Source organism: Acetobacterium paludosum, from assembly GCF_008086595.1.
In the GTDB taxonomy this organism is placed as follows: domain Bacteria; phylum Bacillota; class Clostridia; order Eubacteriales; family Eubacteriaceae; genus Acetobacterium; species Acetobacterium paludosum.
Map to the genome: position 1 here is coordinate 60,044 of NZ_RXYA01000005.1, position 16,177 is coordinate 76,220.

Sequence of the window (16,177 nt, forward strand, 5' to 3'; positions counted from 1 at the left end):
TCCTAAGTAAACGATACCTCATCAATATCCTGATAAAAGGATTGCAGCACTTCATTGCGAAAGTTCATCATCTCTTTTTCGTTTGATTGAAAAATCATATCAGCGATTATTTTTGTATTTTTTATTAAAGTAAGCTCTTCCATTGGGTTAAGCAACCCTAGTTTCGGAAGCCCGTGCTGTTTAAATCCGAAATAATCCCCTGGTCCCCTTAAACGAAAATCTTCATCCGCAATTTTTTTTCCGCTGCTGTTATTTACAATAACCTTCATCCGAGATAAAGTCTCTTTGCTTTTTGAATTTGTAACAAGGAAACAATAGGATTGATGTTTACCACGGCCAACTCGACCGCGAAGCTGATGGAGTTGTGAAAGACCAAAACGATCAGCGCTGAGTATCACCATGGCACTTACATTAGGAACATCGATACCGACTTCAATGATACTAGTAGCCACCAAACAATCAATTTCTCCCTGATTAAAGGCCTTGATGATTGATTCCTTATCGTCATTTTTCAAACGTCCATGCAGACAGCCAATCTGGTATTTCGGATTCATTTTCTTTTTCAACTCATTGTATACCGTCTCGGTATCCCGTACTTCCTCCATTTCTTCTGAAGCCTCTATAAATGGACAAATGACAAAGGTTTGTCGACCTTTAATCATTTCATCTTCTAAAAAAGCGACTATTTTATGGAGCGAAGCTTCATCATAACAATATGTTTTTATAGGTTTTCGGCCTTTTGGCAATTCATCAATATAGGAAACACTCAAATCGCCATATAAAATCAGAGACAATGTTCTTGGAATAGGGGTTGCGCTCATCACCATGGTATGGGGTAAATTTCCTTTTAATGAAAGCTGACTTCTTTGTTTAACACCAAAGCGATGTTGTTCATCCGTAATCACCATACCCAGGTTATAATACTCTAGCGATTCTTGAATAAGAGCGTGAGTCCCTATAATGATGGAGACTGCTCCTTTAGCGACCCGATCAAGAATCTCTTTTTTTTCTTTTGCCTTGATACTCCCAGTAACGACTTCAACACTGATACCCATGTTAACCAACAATTCTTTAAAGTTTCTTCCATGCTGTTGGGCTAAAATTTCGGTTGGCGCCATATAAGCCGTTTGGTAGCCATTTTGTGCCATTAAACAGGCAGCAATAATTGCAATAATGGTTTTTCCTGAGCCAACGTCGCCCTGAACCAATCGATTCATTACCTGTCCACTTTTTATATCTGCGATCATGTCGTCAATCACAGCTCGTTGACTCTTTGTTAGTTCATAAGGCAGATTATTCATCAAAATGTTGATTCCCTCAAATGAGGTGATGATGATATCTGAAACCTTTTTCCCCCAGGAATTTGACATGATTCCCATATTTATTTTAAGCGCCTCATTAAATTTCAACCGCTCGATCCCTCGTAATACTTCATCTGCCCTTTTGGGAAAATGAATGGCTTTCAAAGCAGCTTTCAAATCCAGCAGGTTTTCTGATCTTCGAATCGATTCGGGAAGATGATCCGCAATTTCCAAGTCATCACTAAAAATCTGAGTTAAGATTTTGGGAATTGTATTATTGGGAATTCCTGAAATATGCGAATAAACCGGTGTTAACTCAAAGAAACTTCCCGGATTATTCACTGATACAAACTGCGGGTTCATTATTTTCATCATGGCACCCGCAGTTTTGATTTTCCCATAAAAGTAGTATTCCTGATATTCATGTAAGGTATTTTTTAAATACGGCTGATTAAAGAACACCGCCGCAATTTTTTTATCTTCCCACAATAGCGATAATGTAAAAATTGAAAGGTTTCCACGAATGCGCTGAACTCGACCTTTATTTAAAACTTGAGCCTTAATGGAGACCTCGGACTCTTCATAAATGTTATCTGTAGATCCTAAAACATTACGATCGATATATTTTCTGGGATAAAAACTCAAAAGATCTCCAATCGTTTTTATGCCATGTTTTTCCAAGGCTTCTTTTCGTTTTGGTCCAACACCTTTTATGTTAATGAGTGAATCTTCCCACTTCATGACAGCATCCCCATTTCAATGTGCAACGATCAATACTACTCTACTGAGACAATATAATAATACAGAGGTTGTCCTCCGTAATGAATTTCAACGTCACAATCTTCAAAAACTTCGGTAAGTTCATCGGCTAAAGCATTTGCTTCTTCTTTTGGGGTATCCTTCCCGTAATAAATAGAAATAAGTTCACTGTCCTCGTTGACCATCGAAGTTAATAAATCTCTTGTCACTTTTTGGATACTTTTTCCTGTGAATTTAATCTCACCATTAGTTATTCCAATTACATCTGACTTTTTAATTTTCAATCCATTGATTTTCGTATCTCTAACAGCATAGGTTACTTCTCCGGTTGCCACATTTTCAATTGCTGCTGTCATCGCCTCACGATTCTCTGCTGCCTGAGCTTCTGGCGAAAATGCCAACATCGAGGCAATACATTGTGGAATCGATTTTGATGGGATTACAATAACTTGCTTGTCTGATATTTCACTCGCTTGTTTTGCCGCCATAATAATATTGCTGTTGTTCGGAAAAATAAAAATTGTTTCGGCATTTAATTGATCCACTTCATTTAAAAAATCCTGGGTACTCGGATTCATTGTCTGTCCGCCGGAAATAACCTGCGTGACTCCCAGATCTTTAAAAAGTTTTGTTAATCCATCACCAGGCGAAACGGCAATGAAGCCGTATGGTTTTGGGATCGTTTCTGTTTTTGTTCCTTTATCTTCAAATTGCTCCCGCATATTATCTATTTTTAATCGGGTTAAACTGCCCAGGCTTCCAGCCCGCTCCAGAGCAAGACCGGGATGATCCGTATGTAAATGGACTTTGACAATCTCATCATCCTTAATAACTAAAACACAATCGCCCAGGGTATTAAAGTATTCTCTTAACTCATCATCATTCACTTCTAAAGCATTTTTGATAATGAACTCGGTACAATAACCAAAGGTTATGTCTTCAGCTTTCATGTAAGAATCATCCACAAATTTATCAAGACTGCCTGAATTGATTTCAATCTCAACTCCGAGTTCTTCATTTATTAATGCTTTCAGAGCACCTTCCACGATACAAATAAGACCTTGTCCACCAGCATCGACTACGCCTGCTTCTTTTAACACCGGCAGCATTTCCGGAGTTTTTTGCAAGGTTGCTTTTCCATGGTTGATCACATCCAACAAATATGTTTCCAGCCCATCATAGTCATTTATTTTCGCCATCGCAAACTCGCCCATTTCCCGGGCAACGGTAAGGATCGTGCCTTCCGTTGGTTTCATAACGGCCTTATATGCCACGTCTGCTGCCAATTTAATGGCATTTCCCAACAATCCCACATCCAGGTAGTCCTGACCTTTACAGCCTTCTGCAAAGCCGCGAAGCAGCTGCGATAGAATAACGCCTGAATTTCCTCGAGCGCCAATAAGAGCCCCTGATGATGCCGTTTTAGCTACGCTATAGACATTTAAAATTTCTATTTTATCAAATTCTGATACTGAATGGTTAAAGGTTAATGACATATTAGTTCCGGTATCTCCATCTGGAACTGGAAAAACATTGAGCTCGTCCACAATTCTCTTGTTGATTTCTAAATTCTTTGCACCATACCGGAACATTTTTACTAGCATCTCTCCGTCAATTGTCTGAGTTTTCATTCTGTCCTCCATTTATACGCGCACGCTTACGACATTTACACTGATTCGTCTTACCTTCAATGATGTTTGTTTTTCAACCTGATATTTCACATTAGAAATAATATTTTCTGCAACCACCGATATTTTTATGGCATATTCAATAATCACATAAAGATCGATAATTAGATGATCCTCTTCAATCTTAACGCCTACCCCTTTGTTTGCCTGATCCCCTGAGAGAATTTCGATCAAACCATCCTTGCCCCGTTTGTGGGCCATTCCAACTAAACCATAACACTCCATCGCCGCATTTCCGGCAATATCTGCAATGGCCTTTCGCGTAATATCAATGTATCCTAGATCATTAATTATTTTCATCGAATTTACTCCTTTGTTTTTTCTTTCTCTATTTTACATAATTATCTTCATGAAGTCAAAAATTCTATTGCTTTATTTTTATTTTTCATGATATAATACATTTTGTTTTATAAAAGGTAAGCGTAAGGGAGGTTATGTCATGGCTAAAGAATGTTTTGTATGTAAAAAAACCGTTGTTTCTGGCAATCAGGTCAGTCATTCAAATAAGCACAGTAAACGAGTTTGGAAACCCAATCTGCAGAGAGTAAAAGTTGTAGTTGAAGGTACGCCACTTCGAGTCAGTGTTTGTACACGTTGTTTAAGATCCGGAAAAGTTGAACGAGCTTAGGCTCCTTCATTTTCGGTAAGATAGTGAAAGAGTCTTTTTATGAGGCTCTTTTTTCTTTATCTAATAAACGCTTCAATCTTCAGATATAATAACCAGCAGCAGCCCCTTTTCAAAGGCGATTTTTTGTTCCTGATGAATGACAACATTACTGATTCCATAAGGCTTATTCATCGTCATTCGTCCATTAACGATCGGGTATTCAAAACCACTAATATTTATTTCCTCAACATCTCCCCCAATGGGCAATAAAGAAACCACTGTTCCGATGGGAAATTCAAAAGTTTCATTTTCTTTGATTAAAAATATAATGTTTTTCTCGTTGACGATCTTTCCTTTTATTCCGACATCCAGAAAGCACGTCAATAAAAAAATATTCCCTAAACTATGATCCAGCCGAGATCCCAGCGCACCTAAAATGGTCACTTCTGAGGCGCCCATTTTGATGGCGTGATTAATGGCAAGTTCGGTGTCTGTTTTGTCTTTTCTAACCGGATAACGTTCGTATTTAACATTTCGATAAAATGCTGTTGTTTCCCGACTGATGGAATCCATATCACCTAAAATAATATCTGGCATGATATTGAGTTTTTTTGCAAAATTCGCTCCACCATCGGCACAAATAATGTACGGCTGATTAATTTTTTTTATATACGCTTCGTAAAATTCCAGACTGGTATAGTCTCCATTTGTAAAAATAATCACATTCATCTGAATTGGTCCTTCTTTATTTCCTCCAGCAAACTCACATAATGTTCGTATCGAACTGAACTGATACTGCCGTTTGTTACTGCTTTTTTTACAATACACCCTGGTTCTTCATTATGAAGGCAACTTTTAAATCGACATTCTCCTCTTGGAAAGTCAGGAAAATAATCTCTTAGTTCTTCCGGTTTGATCATCTCTGATAATTTGTATGATGAAAATCCCGGCGTATCAAGTAAATAACCACCATTTTTTGTCTCCAGCAGTTCAACATGACGAGTTGTATGCTTTCCTCTTTTTAGTTTCATACTGAGGGCGCCCGTTTCCATGGTCTGATCCGCACACAGATAGTTTGCCATCGTTGACTTCCCAACACCTGATGGTCCTGCCATAAAAGCTGTTTTACCGCCTATTTCCCGGATGATTTCATCCATTGCCGCTAAATCATCGTTACTGAAAAAGAATAGCTTATAAGGGGTTTTTTCGTATATTTCTCTTAATGTCCCTTCCTCATCAGCACTTATTAAATCTCGTTTAGTAAAACAAATGACTGGTTCCACATTCTGAATTTCCGAACTGATTAACAGCATATCTAAAAGCAAAAGATTTGGTTTTGGATTTTTCATTGAAAAAACAATGAGGCCAATGTCAACATTGGCCACAGGAGGTCTTATAAATATATTTTTTCTTGGGAGAATGGATTCAATCATCCATTCTCCCGGGTTATCCGATTGAATCATCACTTCATCACCAACAGTTGGAATGATTTTTTGATGTCTTAATACGCCTCTTGCCTTACATTCCAAAACTTCATCGGATATCTGAGTTTTTACATAATAAAATCCGCCGATTCCCTTTATTATTTTTCCAATCACGCTTTTGTCTGATATCAAGTATCAAACCTCCTTGTTTTTAAAAATCAATATAACTGGTACCAACGCTGGTACCATCAATAAACACTTCATAAATTTCTCGACCAACTCCCTCTGCATTCACAGAGAAGGTGTCATCTGACATATTTGTTCCTTCATATATCGTTTTTTCACTTTTATCATCAGCATACAAGACAACCTTGACTTTGACCGATTTTGTCGGTTTTGTTTTGATATAATCACTTAAGCTAATACTTATTTTCTGAGTTGATATTTTTCCACTGCTCTCAACAAGTGCTACATCCGAACCAGAAACTGCCTGGGTTCCATCACTTGGCGATTGTCTGATCACCATTCCCTGAGCATACTGGGTACTTGTTTCATAGGTTATTGTTCCCATTGTTAATCCGGCATTGGTAAGGCTGCTTTTGGCATCCGCTTCAGTTTGACCAATCACGCTCGGTACCGTTACAAGATTTTCACCTTTACTCACAGAAATGGTCACTTTTGTGCCTTCATTAGCCGTTGTATTTCCGGTTGGACTCATTTGAAATACAATATCCGCGTTATAGTTGCTGTTGTATTCTCTTTTTATTTCACCAACAACAAAATTTGCTGTTTCAATCGCTTTAACGGCTTCAGATTCGCTCATTCCGATGACACTCGGTACTGTTCCGGTTTTGACACCAAGGCTCACCGTTACTTTTACCGTTTTCCCCGTTTTTATTGCTGTTGCACTCTCGGGATTTTGGCTGATCACCAGCCCTGCCGCAACATCGGTATTGTAAACTTCTTTTTCATCTTCGAGCGTTAAGCCGACTTTTTGAAGTGCTGCCGTCGCCTCGGCTACTGTTTTACCTTTGATATCCGGTACAGAAACTGTTTTTGCCGAAAAAAACGTATAGGCAACGGCTCCCAAAGCAATTAGAGCAACAGCCGCTAAAACTGAAAACAAAATAATCTTGCGTTTCTTTTTTCGTTTAGCTGTTTCTTCAGGTGTTTCATAATAATAGTCATCATCATCTTCGTCTTCATCCTGATGGACCGCTTCATGACTTCCTGTATTCTCGACCTGAAACAATCCTTCGCGAATAATATGAGTGTCATTCCCCCCGTTCATCAGGGTTTTTCCGTCTCCACCACCGGCATTTGAGTTTTCCAAAATTGTTTCCAGATCTTCCATGAGTTCATCTGCATTTTGATACCGATCATCCGGTTTTTTCATGGTGAGCTTTAACACAATTTGATTTACACTTTCAGGTATGCTCGGTTCTAATTCTTTTGGCGGAACAATCTGTTCCTGAATATGTTTAATGGCAATCGTTACGGTATTTTCTTCATCAAACGGAAGCTTTCCAGTTAATAATTCATAGTACAAAATTCCCAATGAATAGAGATCTGACCGTTCATCAACAAATCCCCCTCGGGCTTGTTCAGGTGAAATGTAATGCACCGATCCCATGGTTTGATTCGTCATGGTTACCGTTGAACTGGTAATGGCTCTGGCTATGCCAAAATCTGCCACTTTCGGGACTAAATCACGTGTTAGTAAGATATTGTGCGGCTTGATATCACGATGAATAATTTTATTTTCGTGGGCACATCGAAGCGCATTTGATATATCCATCACAAATCGTGTTGCTTCGACATAGTCTAAGCGGCCCTTTTTTACGAGGTATTGCTTGAGCGTAATGCCATCCACGAATTCCATAATGATATAATAAATATTATCTTGAACCCCAACATCATATATTCCCACAATATTAGGATGTGACAAACAGGCAACGGCCTGGGATTCTCGATCAAATTTTTTAATAAACTGTTCGTTTTCAGTGTATTCTTCTCGGAGTACTTTCACCGCTACGTAACGGTTTAGTTTAAGATCCCGAGCCTTATAAACGTAGGCCATTCCGCCTCGTCCAATGAGCTCCACAATTTCATATCGTTTTCCTAAGGTTCTACTGAGCATCTGGCACTCCTTCCAAAGGCTTGAATAACACAACGGTTATGTTATCTCTGCCCCCATTTATATTTGCTAAATCGATCAGTTTTTTGGCCGCATCTTCTAAATTATTTTCAATCACGATAGCCCTCATATTAGTATCCGAAACCATATTAAAAAGACCGTCTGAACATATCAGGTATGTTGCATCTGGATTAATTTCATAACGATAAAAATCAACATTGACCGAATTATCTGTTCCCAAGGCTCGGGTAATCACATTTTTCTGCGGATGAATTTCTGCCTCTGCCTGGGTTATCTTGCCTTCATCCACCAAGATTTGCACCAATGAATGGTCTTTTGTTAAACGAATTATTTCATCATTTGTTATGCAATAGGCGCGACTGTCGCCGACGTGACAAATACATAAAAAATTGCCATCGACAATGCACATCGTTAAAGTTGTTGCCATCCCTAAACGGGCGGGCTCGTCATCTCCAATTTTTTTCAATTCTATATTGATGTCCTTCACAAAAGACATCATTTCTTCCGGATCAAAATAATTGCGGATCCTGGATAAATTACTTTTTATAAAATCAACTGCGGTTTTACTTGCAATTTCTCCGCTGCGATGTCCGCCTAAACCGTCCGCTACTGCAAAAACATAAGAAATTCGATCAACATTTTTTATCGTTGCTGCCAAATAGGCATCTTGATTTACCTTCCTTAATGACCCAACATTGGATCCATAGGCACATTTCATAAACTCACCTTATCCTCACATCTTTTTTTTCGAAGCTGACCACAAGCCGCATCAATTTCTCTCCCCATTTTTCGTCTCATGGTAACATTTATTCCCCGTTTTTCCAACTCTTTAAAAAAATAGTTCAACCGGCTGCTTTCTTTATAAGCAACTTCTTCAATTTCATTTAAGCCAATAAGATTTAAGTGATTTTGAGAACCTTTCAGTAGTTTTACCAGTCCATCAATATCTTCATCCCGGTCATTATATCCATCCATTACTGCATATTCATAAGTGATTCGCCGTCCTGTTTTCTCAAAATACTCCTGACAAGCAGAAATCAATGTGTCCAATTTATATTTATTTGCAATCGGCATTATTTCTTTACGACGTTCCTGAAATACGGAATGAAGAGAAATAGCTAGATTTATCTGAAGATTTTCTTGTGCTAATGCCTTAATTCCCGGCACGATCCCACAGGTGGACAGACTAATTTTTCTTTGGCCAATCCCAAAACCATCATTGGCAATATGAATAAATTTAAGAACCTCCTCATAGTTTTCAAGTGGTTCGCCTATTCCCATGATCACAATATTTGATATCCGAAGATCATCGTTTTTTTCCACTAAAAAAATCTGATCCAATATTTCGCCGGCAGTCAGATCGCGAATCTTGCCGCCTTTTGTTGATGCACAAAATTTGCAGCCCATATTGCATCCAACCTGTGTTGATACGCAAAGTGATGCCCCATGCTGGTAATGCATTAAAACTGTTTCGATGTATTGTTTATCAAAAAGTTCAATTAGAAATTTCTTTGTGCCGTCATGGTGATCTTCCTGTATCTGTGCAATTCTACCATGAGTCAATTGAAAATCTTTTGATAATTTCTCTCTAAGCTGATTTGAAAAATTCGTCATTTCATTAAAAGCTTCACTTCTTTTTTCATAAAGCCATTGGAACAGCTGATCTCCACGATACTTTGCCTCTTTACGATCAACCATCAGGGTTTCACATTCTTTTAGATCTTTTCCGAAAATATTTTCCTTCATGTTTTGCCCCCCAAACTTCTGACGAAGTATTATCTTCAATGAGCTTTCTTTACATAGACTAATCTATTATATCAAAAAAACTGCTTTTATACAATTTTTTCAAATTTTTTTCTCTTTAAATTGCTATGGTATAAAAATCATTGTTTTATAACAACCGACAATAAAGACGATTTACGCGTTTCACTGTGGTTCCAGCCAGTCTATCCCTGAGTGTTTCGTTTGACAACTGACTTTGTCAAAATTAAATATAAAAGCTGCATTATTTCTAAGGCAGCTTCAAAGTTTTGCAAGAACTCATTTTTATTTTTTTAGCAAACACATAAAGAATGCATCACTGCCGTCCATTAATGGACTGGTATAGGTATAAACCCTGTCATTTTTATCTGGAATCACTTTAAGTTCCGGAAACTTCAGTAAAAGTTTATTTATTTGATTTTCATTTTCGTCTTTGTTTATTGTGCAAGTTGAATACAAAAGTTCTCCGCCCGGTTTTAAATAATTAACCGCGTTTTCTAAAAGTGTGCTTTGAATTTTTACTAAGTCTTTTCTTCCCTCTTTGGTGCCATGATACTTTATTTCGGGTTTTCGTCTAATGACGCCTAACCCGGTACAAGGAACATCCAGTAAAATTTTATCAAAAGATTCTTTATCTCTCGCCAAAAATTCACAGCCATCTTGTTCTTCCAATAAGATATTCGAACAATCCAATCGCCTCATTGCCTGTCTGATCAATTTCAAGCGATTGGGAAAGATATCCCGGCCAATAATTTCACCTTCATTGTTCATCAGTTGGCTAAGATAGGTCGTTTTTCCGCCAGGTGCTGCGCACATATCCAAAACCCTTTGGCCAGGCTTAGGATTGAGACGTTCAACCGTCAATAAAGCGGCCTGATCTTGAATTACAAAAAATCCTTCTTTGTATAAAAAGGTGTCTTCTATATTGTTTTCGAACACTCCCAAATTATTTAGATGAATTGCCTGTGGTGACAACGTCCCGGGAACCGCTTCAACACCAAGTTTTTCGAAATTTTCTATTAAATCTTGTCGGGATGTCTTTAATGTATTACACCTAATCGTAAACGGCGGTTTTTCATTAAGCAGTGGTATGATCGCTTCTGCCTCTAGTTTTCCATAGGTCTCATAGTATTTATGTACGATCCAAAGCGGTACTGAATAACGAACCGATAAGGCTTCCTTTTCATTTTTCCAGTTTTCAAACTTAAATTCTTTGCCATCCTTCTCAATTTTTCTCATGATATTTCTCAAAACACCATTAATAAATCCCTTCGCTTGTGGCTGAACCGCAGCTGCCAAATTAACCGATTCATTGACGATGGCATAATTGGGTATCTTATCTAGAAAATATAGTTGATAAATGGCTATTCTCAGAATTTCACTGACTTCCTTGTGAAGTTTATTCACCGGTCTGCTGCTATGCTGTTTAATAATATAATCTAAATAAATTTGATTTTGAAGGCACCCGTAAACAAGATTAAGGAAAAGGCGTCGATCCTCATCCTTCATTGGATTCTCAGACAATGTCTTTTTAATTTCAAGATTTGAATAAGCGCCATCATAATTAATTTTCAGTAGAGTTTCTAATGCTTGTTGTCGAATATTCATCAATCCCTTGAACCTCTTAGTATTATTAATCGTAACAGCGTTAATAAAGACATTAGCGCGGCTGCAACATAAGTCAAGGCGGCGGCTCGCAATACTTTTTTTACGCCCACTTCTTCCCCCGGCAGAATCAGATGATTATCCGTCAGGGCTGCAATCGCTCTTCTGCTGGCATTAAATTCTACTGGCAAGGTGATGACGCTAAATAACAGCGCGAGTGAAAAAAGAATAATTCCAAAGTCCATGAACGCCATTCCCCATGATGTCTGTGCAAAGAAAAATCCCAGAAAAAACAAAGGCCAGGCCAGATTTGAAGCAAATCCGGTAATTGGAACCATAAAGCTTCTGAAACGAAGCGGCCAATATCCTTCTTTGTCCTGAATCGCATGTCCTGTTTCATGGGCTGCCACTCCGACGGCGGCAATGCTCGCCTGTTGGCCAACCCCCTGAGATAAACGCATCACTTTACTCCTTGGATCATAATGATCCGTTAAATTACCCGCTACATTCTCAATACCAATCATACTAAGTCCATTACTATTTAATAATGTTCGAGCCGCTTCAGCACCGGTAACACCAGTTTTGGTTGCAACTTTACTGTATGCTTTGTAAGCACTACTTACCTGATATTGGGCAAAAGCAGCTAAAATCACTCCTGGAATAAGTATTAAAAATGTCCAATCAAATGGTATAAAATACATCTGTTATCCTCCTAGTATTAAGGGTCGTTTATAATTTCATAATGTCAATTATTGTATCATGGTTTTCTAAAGAACTTCTTAGTCTATTTTAAAATTGTTCCAATTTGCATGGATTTCCCACGAAGAAAAACGGTTGACTTCATTCTTTTTTTTCCTGGCGCTTGTATATCACCGATTATTAATGCTCCATCTTTTGTCTTGACAATCATTCCTTCTTTATCATTGGCCATCAGCACAGTTCCTGGTGTTTCTTCACCTTCCCAAGTCATTATCTTTGGAGAAAAGCATTTTATTTTTTCTTCTTTATAAAACACGTAAGCACCAGGATGCGGATCTGTTCCATTTATTAATGACAAAATAGCTGAACTTGTTTCGTTCCAATTAATGTGTCCGGTATCCTTCTGTATTTTGTCCGCATAACTAGCCTGTTCTTCATTCTGGGGAATCGGTTGTGCCTTGCCTGTTATTAAATCTTCCAGCGTGATCATTAACAACTCAGCCCCGGCTGTAGATAATGCCTCATGCAGAGCTTCATAAGTTGTTGTTTCCGTAATTGGACATTCTGCTTTGGCTATCATATCACCAGTGTCCATTCCCTCACTCATTTGCATGATGGTTACTCCTGATTTTGGCTCACCATCAATGATAGCCCGTTGAATGGGTGCCGCGCCGCGATATTTAGGCAGCAGCGAACCATGGATGTTCAAAGAACCATAGGGGGGCATTTCCAGAATTTCTTTTGATAAAAGCTGTCCATAAGCAGCGACAATAAAAACATCCGCCTGATAGGTTTTCAATTGCTCAACAAATTCCTGCTCTTTAATCTTTTCCGGCTGTAAAACCGGAATGCCAAGCTCCACAGCTTTTGCTTTTAATGGTAGGATTTCTATTTTTTTTCCTCTTTTATTCGGTCGATCTGGTTGACACACAACGGCGGCCACCTCGTAGCCGGACAAAACCAATTTTTCCAGAGCCGGAACCCCAAAATCTGTTGTTCCCATAAAAACAATTTTTAAATTTTTCATTCTATTACGTGATCAATAAATAAAATGCCATCAAGATGATCTAGTTCATGGCATACTGCTCGGGCCAACAAGTCTGAACAGCTCAGTTGAAAAATTTTGCCTTCAATATCAGTCGCTTCCACAACCAATGATTGCGGACGAGAGACTTTTCCAGAACGTTCAGGTAAACTTAAACAGGCCTCTTCATCAATCACTTCGCCATCTGTTGAAAGAATGCTTGGATTGATAAATGCGACCGGGCCATCCCCGACATCAATCACAACGATTCTTTTTAAAATACCGACCTGCGGCGCTGCCAAACCAACCCCATCAGCAGATTTCATCGTTTCAATCATATCTTCACTTAAAGTTCTTATTTTTTCATTAACGTCTTGAATGACCTTTGATTTTTTTCTAAGAATTGGGTCATCATCGATCCTTATTTGTCTAATTGCCATTTATTCCTCCTGATTTTTGTTTATGGATTAATCTGAATTGAAACTTTTGACTTCAATTTTTCAATTACACCCAATTTAATTATTTCCATCATGATATTCTGAAATGTGCTTAAATCCAATATTTTTAAAACAATCTGATACTTCACATTACCGCCTTTCGTAATGCCAAGGCGAATCGGTTTATAAATCGCGTGCCAGTCACCAGCCTTTTTGAAATTGCTCTTTAGCGCAACGTACAATTTAAATGCATCATTTTCTGTTTCTTTTTCATTTTTTTGAAATACCCCAAAAACAATCATATTGACGATTGGCGGATATTTCATTACTTTTCGATAACGTATTTCTTCCCGATAGAATTCCTGGAATTCTTCATTGACGATTGAATAAATCGTATCATTTTCCGGTTCGTTTGTTTGAATGAGTCCAACCGTTTCATTTCCCATTGTTTTCTCGAAAAAGCGGCTGTATGTTTGATAAACAGTTTCTGATGCCCGATAATCCCCTTGATTGAGATCCTGATCAATCAAAATAGCGGCTGTTAAACCGACGTGAAAAAAGCTGAAATGATTGATCAACACCTGGGTTCCGATAAAAATATCAATTTCTCCGTTTAATAACGCTTGATTTGTTTTCTTTATTTCCGATCGATTTAAATTTCCCTGCACTGTTTTGATTCGGGCATTTGGAAATATTTTTTTTATATTTTCTTCTAGTTGATCAATACCAAGACCCAGATACCGAATTTTATCGCTGCCACAAACAGAACAGTGAGCTGGAATCGCTTCTTGATGTCCGCAATAATGACAATGCAAAGCATGATCATTTATAAAATATTTTAAAGAAACGTTGCAGTTCGGACATTTTATAACATGTCCGCAATTTCTACAGAAAATACTATTCGCATAACCCTTATTATTAATAAAAAGCACGCTCATGCGTTTCTGTTGTAAGGACCGTTTAATCTGTTTAATTAATTGACGGCTCAATACACTCATGTTGCCACTGTGTATTTCTTTCTGCATGTCTATAATTTCAATTTTATTCTGACGCTTCTGCGGTTCTCCAATTTGAAGTTTGTTTAGTACTTTGTTCTCAATTAGATACCAAATGGCTATCCTCGGCATATCATCTGCCAAAATATAAGCTATTTTCATTATTTCACTAATTTTTTTGGCAATATCTGTAATGTGAAATTTAGGAGCCGATATGGTCGTATGTGACGAATCATGTTCATCATCAATAATAATAAGCCCTAAATTTTTAAATGGTAAGAACAAAGCAGATCCAACCCCAATAACTACTTGGATGCGGCCACTTTTAACATTTTCAAATAACTCAAATCGTTCTTTTGGCGTCAGTCGGCCATGAAAAACGCCTACTTTTTCTCCAAAATATTTATAGAACATTTCCATCCGCTGAAATGTCATATTCACTTCAGGGAAAATAACGACAACGGATTGATTTGCCTTTATTTTGTCTTCAATTGCCTTAAAAAACAAACGGTATTTACTCACTGCATCAAAGACATGAAAGAAGATTCCATGGTTTTTTTTTATTAACTGGTTGTATTTGTGATACTTTGTTTTTTCTTCATCGGTGAGGATAACCGCTGGTCCATTAATCTTATTAAATTCTGAAAATGCACCCTTTTCTCCCTGAAATAAAACCGCCGTCCTGGTTACATAGGCTTTTAAGATCAGCGGCTCTAAGCTTTTATCAAAACGAGTGGAGCACATTTTCAGTTCGGCTCCGCTCATATCCTTGCAGTTTAAATATTCAAGAAGCATTCGCTGCTTTTTTCCCAATTTTTTATCATTCTGAAGTAATTGACGTCCAGTTTCCGTTAAATGATAGGTATCGTGAGTCTGCTCTTCATTCGCAAAAATGGTTTTCCAAGTTTTAACTGAATCAATCACTTTTTTTTTAAGGAGCTGATCTAATATAACTTGGTTATCCTGTTTTACTTTTCTATGTGAAACTACTTCATTTCCCGTGTTAAAATAATGATTCATAAACCAATTCTCATTTAAATCCAGAGAAAAGTTACCTTGATTTTTAAAATAATTAATTTCCTGAATGGTTTTAATGCCCATGGTGAAATAAGAAAGGGATTCATAAAATAAAGAACAATAGCAGGCCTTCATCCAAAGACACAGTTCTATTTGTTCTTCATTTAAAATTGCTTCTTTATCAATGTTTTCTTTTATTTTTTTTATTTTACCCGTATAATCAGATGCCTCTTTTACGACAGTGACAAAACCTTCTATCCTGCGATTTCCAATGCCAAAGGGAACCACCACACGCATTCCTTTTTTTATTATTATTTCCAGTTCTTGGGGAATAACATAATCATAGGCATGATCTATGCGCTTGTTCTTTTGATTTAAAAAAACCTCCGCAATTTTCACAGTACCGTCAATCCTATGCCTTTATAAACGATGAGACTTCAATTTTCTCATCAACAAACAATATCATGTCTGATTCATCCTTATTATTATCTTCTTCTGATTCTGATTCTTTTTTTGGTGCCAAACGAATCATATCTTCTGCTATTTCATTGGTTGCAATCGTCACCGGGTTGTCAATTTTTATTTTCACAAGGGGTTCATCCCCCTCAACTATCTCTCTCGCTCTTTTTGCCGTTGCATTCACCAGCGAATACTTATTGCCCGCTTTATTTATTAAATCATTTAATGCTGGATATCGCATCT

At 37.7% G+C, this 16,177-nt stretch carries 14 protein-coding genes and 1 pseudogene; 1 reads left to right on the forward strand and 14 read right to left on the reverse strand.

All coding sequences use genetic code 11. The features are described 5' to 3' along the window. Positions 1–2: 2 nt before the first annotated feature. The 3 genes from recG to FZC41_RS06640 are packed head-to-tail and all read right to left on the reverse strand — an operon-like array spanning position 3 to position 4,048. Positions 3–2,042, reverse strand: coding sequence for an ATP-dependent DNA helicase RecG (recG, locus tag FZC41_RS06630; RefSeq protein WP_148566618.1), 2,040 nt, complete (start codon positions 2,040–2,042; stop codon positions 3–5). A 35-nt stretch (positions 2,043–2,077) separates the two neighbouring features. Continuing rightward, the gene (locus tag FZC41_RS06635) at positions 2,078–3,691 is read right to left on the reverse strand and encodes a DAK2 domain-containing protein (protein WP_148566619.1); all 1,614 of its coding nucleotides are present in this window, start codon (positions 3,689–3,691) and stop codon (positions 2,078–2,080) included. A 12-nt stretch (positions 3,692–3,703) separates the two neighbouring features. Then, positions 3,704–4,048 (reverse strand): Asp23/Gls24 family envelope stress response protein, encoded by a 345-nt coding sequence (locus tag FZC41_RS06640; protein WP_148566620.1) that lies wholly within the window; start codon positions 4,046–4,048, stop codon positions 3,704–3,706. A 139-nt stretch (positions 4,049–4,187) separates the two neighbouring features. Between FZC41_RS06640 and rpmB the strand changes: the two genes are divergently transcribed. Continuing rightward, the gene (gene rpmB, locus FZC41_RS06645) at positions 4,188–4,376 is read left to right on the forward strand and encodes a 50S ribosomal protein L28 (protein WP_148566621.1); all 189 of its coding nucleotides are present in this window, start codon (positions 4,188–4,190) and stop codon (positions 4,374–4,376) included. Between the two features lie 72 nt (positions 4,377–4,448). On the opposite strand, the gene FZC41_RS06650 is transcribed toward rpmB, so the two are convergent. The 11 genes and pseudogenes from FZC41_RS06650 to rpoZ form a co-directional block, all read right to left on the reverse strand. Beyond that, on the reverse strand, positions 4,449–5,084 hold the full coding sequence (locus tag FZC41_RS06650; protein ID WP_148566622.1) for a thiamine diphosphokinase: 636 nt from the start codon (positions 5,082–5,084) through the stop codon (positions 4,449–4,451). After that, a complete protein-coding gene (rsgA, locus tag FZC41_RS06655) occupies positions 5,081–5,971 on the reverse strand; it encodes a ribosome small subunit-dependent GTPase A (protein ID WP_207725029.1) in 891 nt (296 codons plus the stop codon). The genes FZC41_RS06650 and rsgA overlap by 4 nt, the downstream gene beginning before the upstream one ends. A gap of 19 nt (positions 5,972–5,990) precedes the next feature. Continuing rightward, positions 5,991–7,919, reverse strand: coding sequence for a Stk1 family PASTA domain-containing Ser/Thr kinase (gene pknB / locus FZC41_RS06660; protein ID WP_148566623.1), 1,929 nt, complete (start codon positions 7,917–7,919; stop codon positions 5,991–5,993). Then, the gene (locus FZC41_RS06665; RefSeq protein WP_148566624.1) at positions 7,909–8,655 is read right to left on the reverse strand and encodes a Stp1/IreP family PP2C-type Ser/Thr phosphatase; all 747 of its coding nucleotides are present in this window, start codon (positions 8,653–8,655) and stop codon (positions 7,909–7,911) included. The genes pknB and FZC41_RS06665 overlap by 11 nt, the downstream gene beginning before the upstream one ends. After that, positions 8,652–9,683 carry a dual-specificity RNA methyltransferase RlmN gene (rlmN, locus tag FZC41_RS06670; RefSeq protein ID WP_148566625.1) on the reverse strand — a complete coding sequence of 344 codons (1,032 nt, stop codon included), beginning with the start codon at positions 9,681–9,683 and terminating at the stop codon, positions 8,652–8,654. The genes FZC41_RS06665 and rlmN overlap by 4 nt, the downstream gene beginning before the upstream one ends. A gap of 300 nt (positions 9,684–9,983) precedes the next feature. Then, positions 9,984–11,306: a 16S rRNA (cytosine(967)-C(5))-methyltransferase RsmB gene (gene rsmB, locus FZC41_RS06675; protein WP_148566626.1), complete on the reverse strand. Its 1,323-nt coding sequence runs from the start codon at positions 11,304–11,306 to the stop codon at positions 9,984–9,986. Next, positions 11,306–12,004, reverse strand: a complete 699-nt coding sequence (locus FZC41_RS06680; RefSeq protein WP_186855137.1) for a zinc metallopeptidase — start codon at positions 12,002–12,004, stop codon at positions 11,306–11,308. The genes rsmB and FZC41_RS06680 overlap by 1 nt, the downstream gene beginning before the upstream one ends. Before the next feature lie 83 nt (positions 12,005–12,087). Next, positions 12,088–13,029 (reverse strand): methionyl-tRNA formyltransferase, encoded by a 942-nt coding sequence (gene fmt, locus FZC41_RS06685; RefSeq protein ID WP_148566627.1) that lies wholly within the window; start codon positions 13,027–13,029, stop codon positions 12,088–12,090. After that, positions 13,026–13,466: a peptide deformylase gene (gene def / locus FZC41_RS06690; protein ID WP_148566628.1), complete on the reverse strand. Its 441-nt coding sequence runs from the start codon at positions 13,464–13,466 to the stop codon at positions 13,026–13,028. The genes fmt and def overlap by 4 nt, the downstream gene beginning before the upstream one ends. Before the next feature lie 20 nt (positions 13,467–13,486). Continuing rightward, the gene (priA, locus tag FZC41_RS06695; protein WP_148566629.1) at positions 13,487–15,874 is read right to left on the reverse strand and encodes a replication restart helicase PriA; all 2,388 of its coding nucleotides are present in this window, start codon (positions 15,872–15,874) and stop codon (positions 13,487–13,489) included. Positions 15,875–15,998: 124 nt separating this feature from the next. Next, positions 15,999–16,175: pseudogene (gene rpoZ, locus FZC41_RS17795) on the reverse strand (DNA-directed RNA polymerase subunit omega); the annotation flags it as partial. Between the last annotated feature and the right edge of the window lie 2 nt (positions 16,176–16,177).

Bases quoted from the DNA above. Each gene is read 5' to 3' on its own strand.
- recG (WP_148566618.1), bottom strand. From the start codon at position 2,042: ATGAAGTGGGAAGATTCACTCATTAACATAAAAGGTGTTGGACCAAAA.
- FZC41_RS06635 (WP_148566619.1), bottom strand. From the start codon at position 3,691: ATGAAAACTCAGACAATTGACGGAGAGATGCTAGTAAAAATGTTCCGG.
- FZC41_RS06640 (WP_148566620.1), bottom strand. From the start codon at position 4,048: ATGAAAATAATTAATGATCTAGGATACATTGATATTACGCGAAAGGCC.
- rpmB (WP_148566621.1), top strand. From the start codon at position 4,188: ATGGCTAAAGAATGTTTTGTATGTAAAAAAACCGTTGTTTCTGGCAAT.
- FZC41_RS06650 (WP_148566622.1), bottom strand. From the start codon at position 5,084: ATGAATGTGATTATTTTTACAAATGGAGACTATACCAGTCTGGAATTT.
- pknB (WP_148566623.1), bottom strand. From the start codon at position 7,919: ATGCTCAGTAGAACCTTAGGAAAACGATATGAAATTGTGGAGCTCATT.
- FZC41_RS06665 (WP_148566624.1), bottom strand. From the start codon at position 8,655: ATGAAATGTGCCTATGGATCCAATGTTGGGTCATTAAGGAAGGTAAAT.
- rlmN (WP_148566625.1), bottom strand. From the start codon at position 9,683: ATGAAGGAAAATATTTTCGGAAAAGATCTAAAAGAATGTGAAACCCTG.
- rsmB (WP_148566626.1), bottom strand. From the start codon at position 11,306: ATGAATATTCGACAACAAGCATTAGAAACTCTACTGAAAATTAATTAT.
- FZC41_RS06680 (WP_186855137.1), bottom strand. From the start codon at position 12,004: ATGTATTTTATACCATTTGATTGGACATTTTTAATACTTATTCCAGGA.
- fmt (WP_148566627.1), bottom strand. From the start codon at position 13,029: ATGAAAAATTTAAAAATTGTTTTTATGGGAACAACAGATTTTGGGGTT.
- def (WP_148566628.1), bottom strand. From the start codon at position 13,466: ATGGCAATTAGACAAATAAGGATCGATGATGACCCAATTCTTAGAAAA.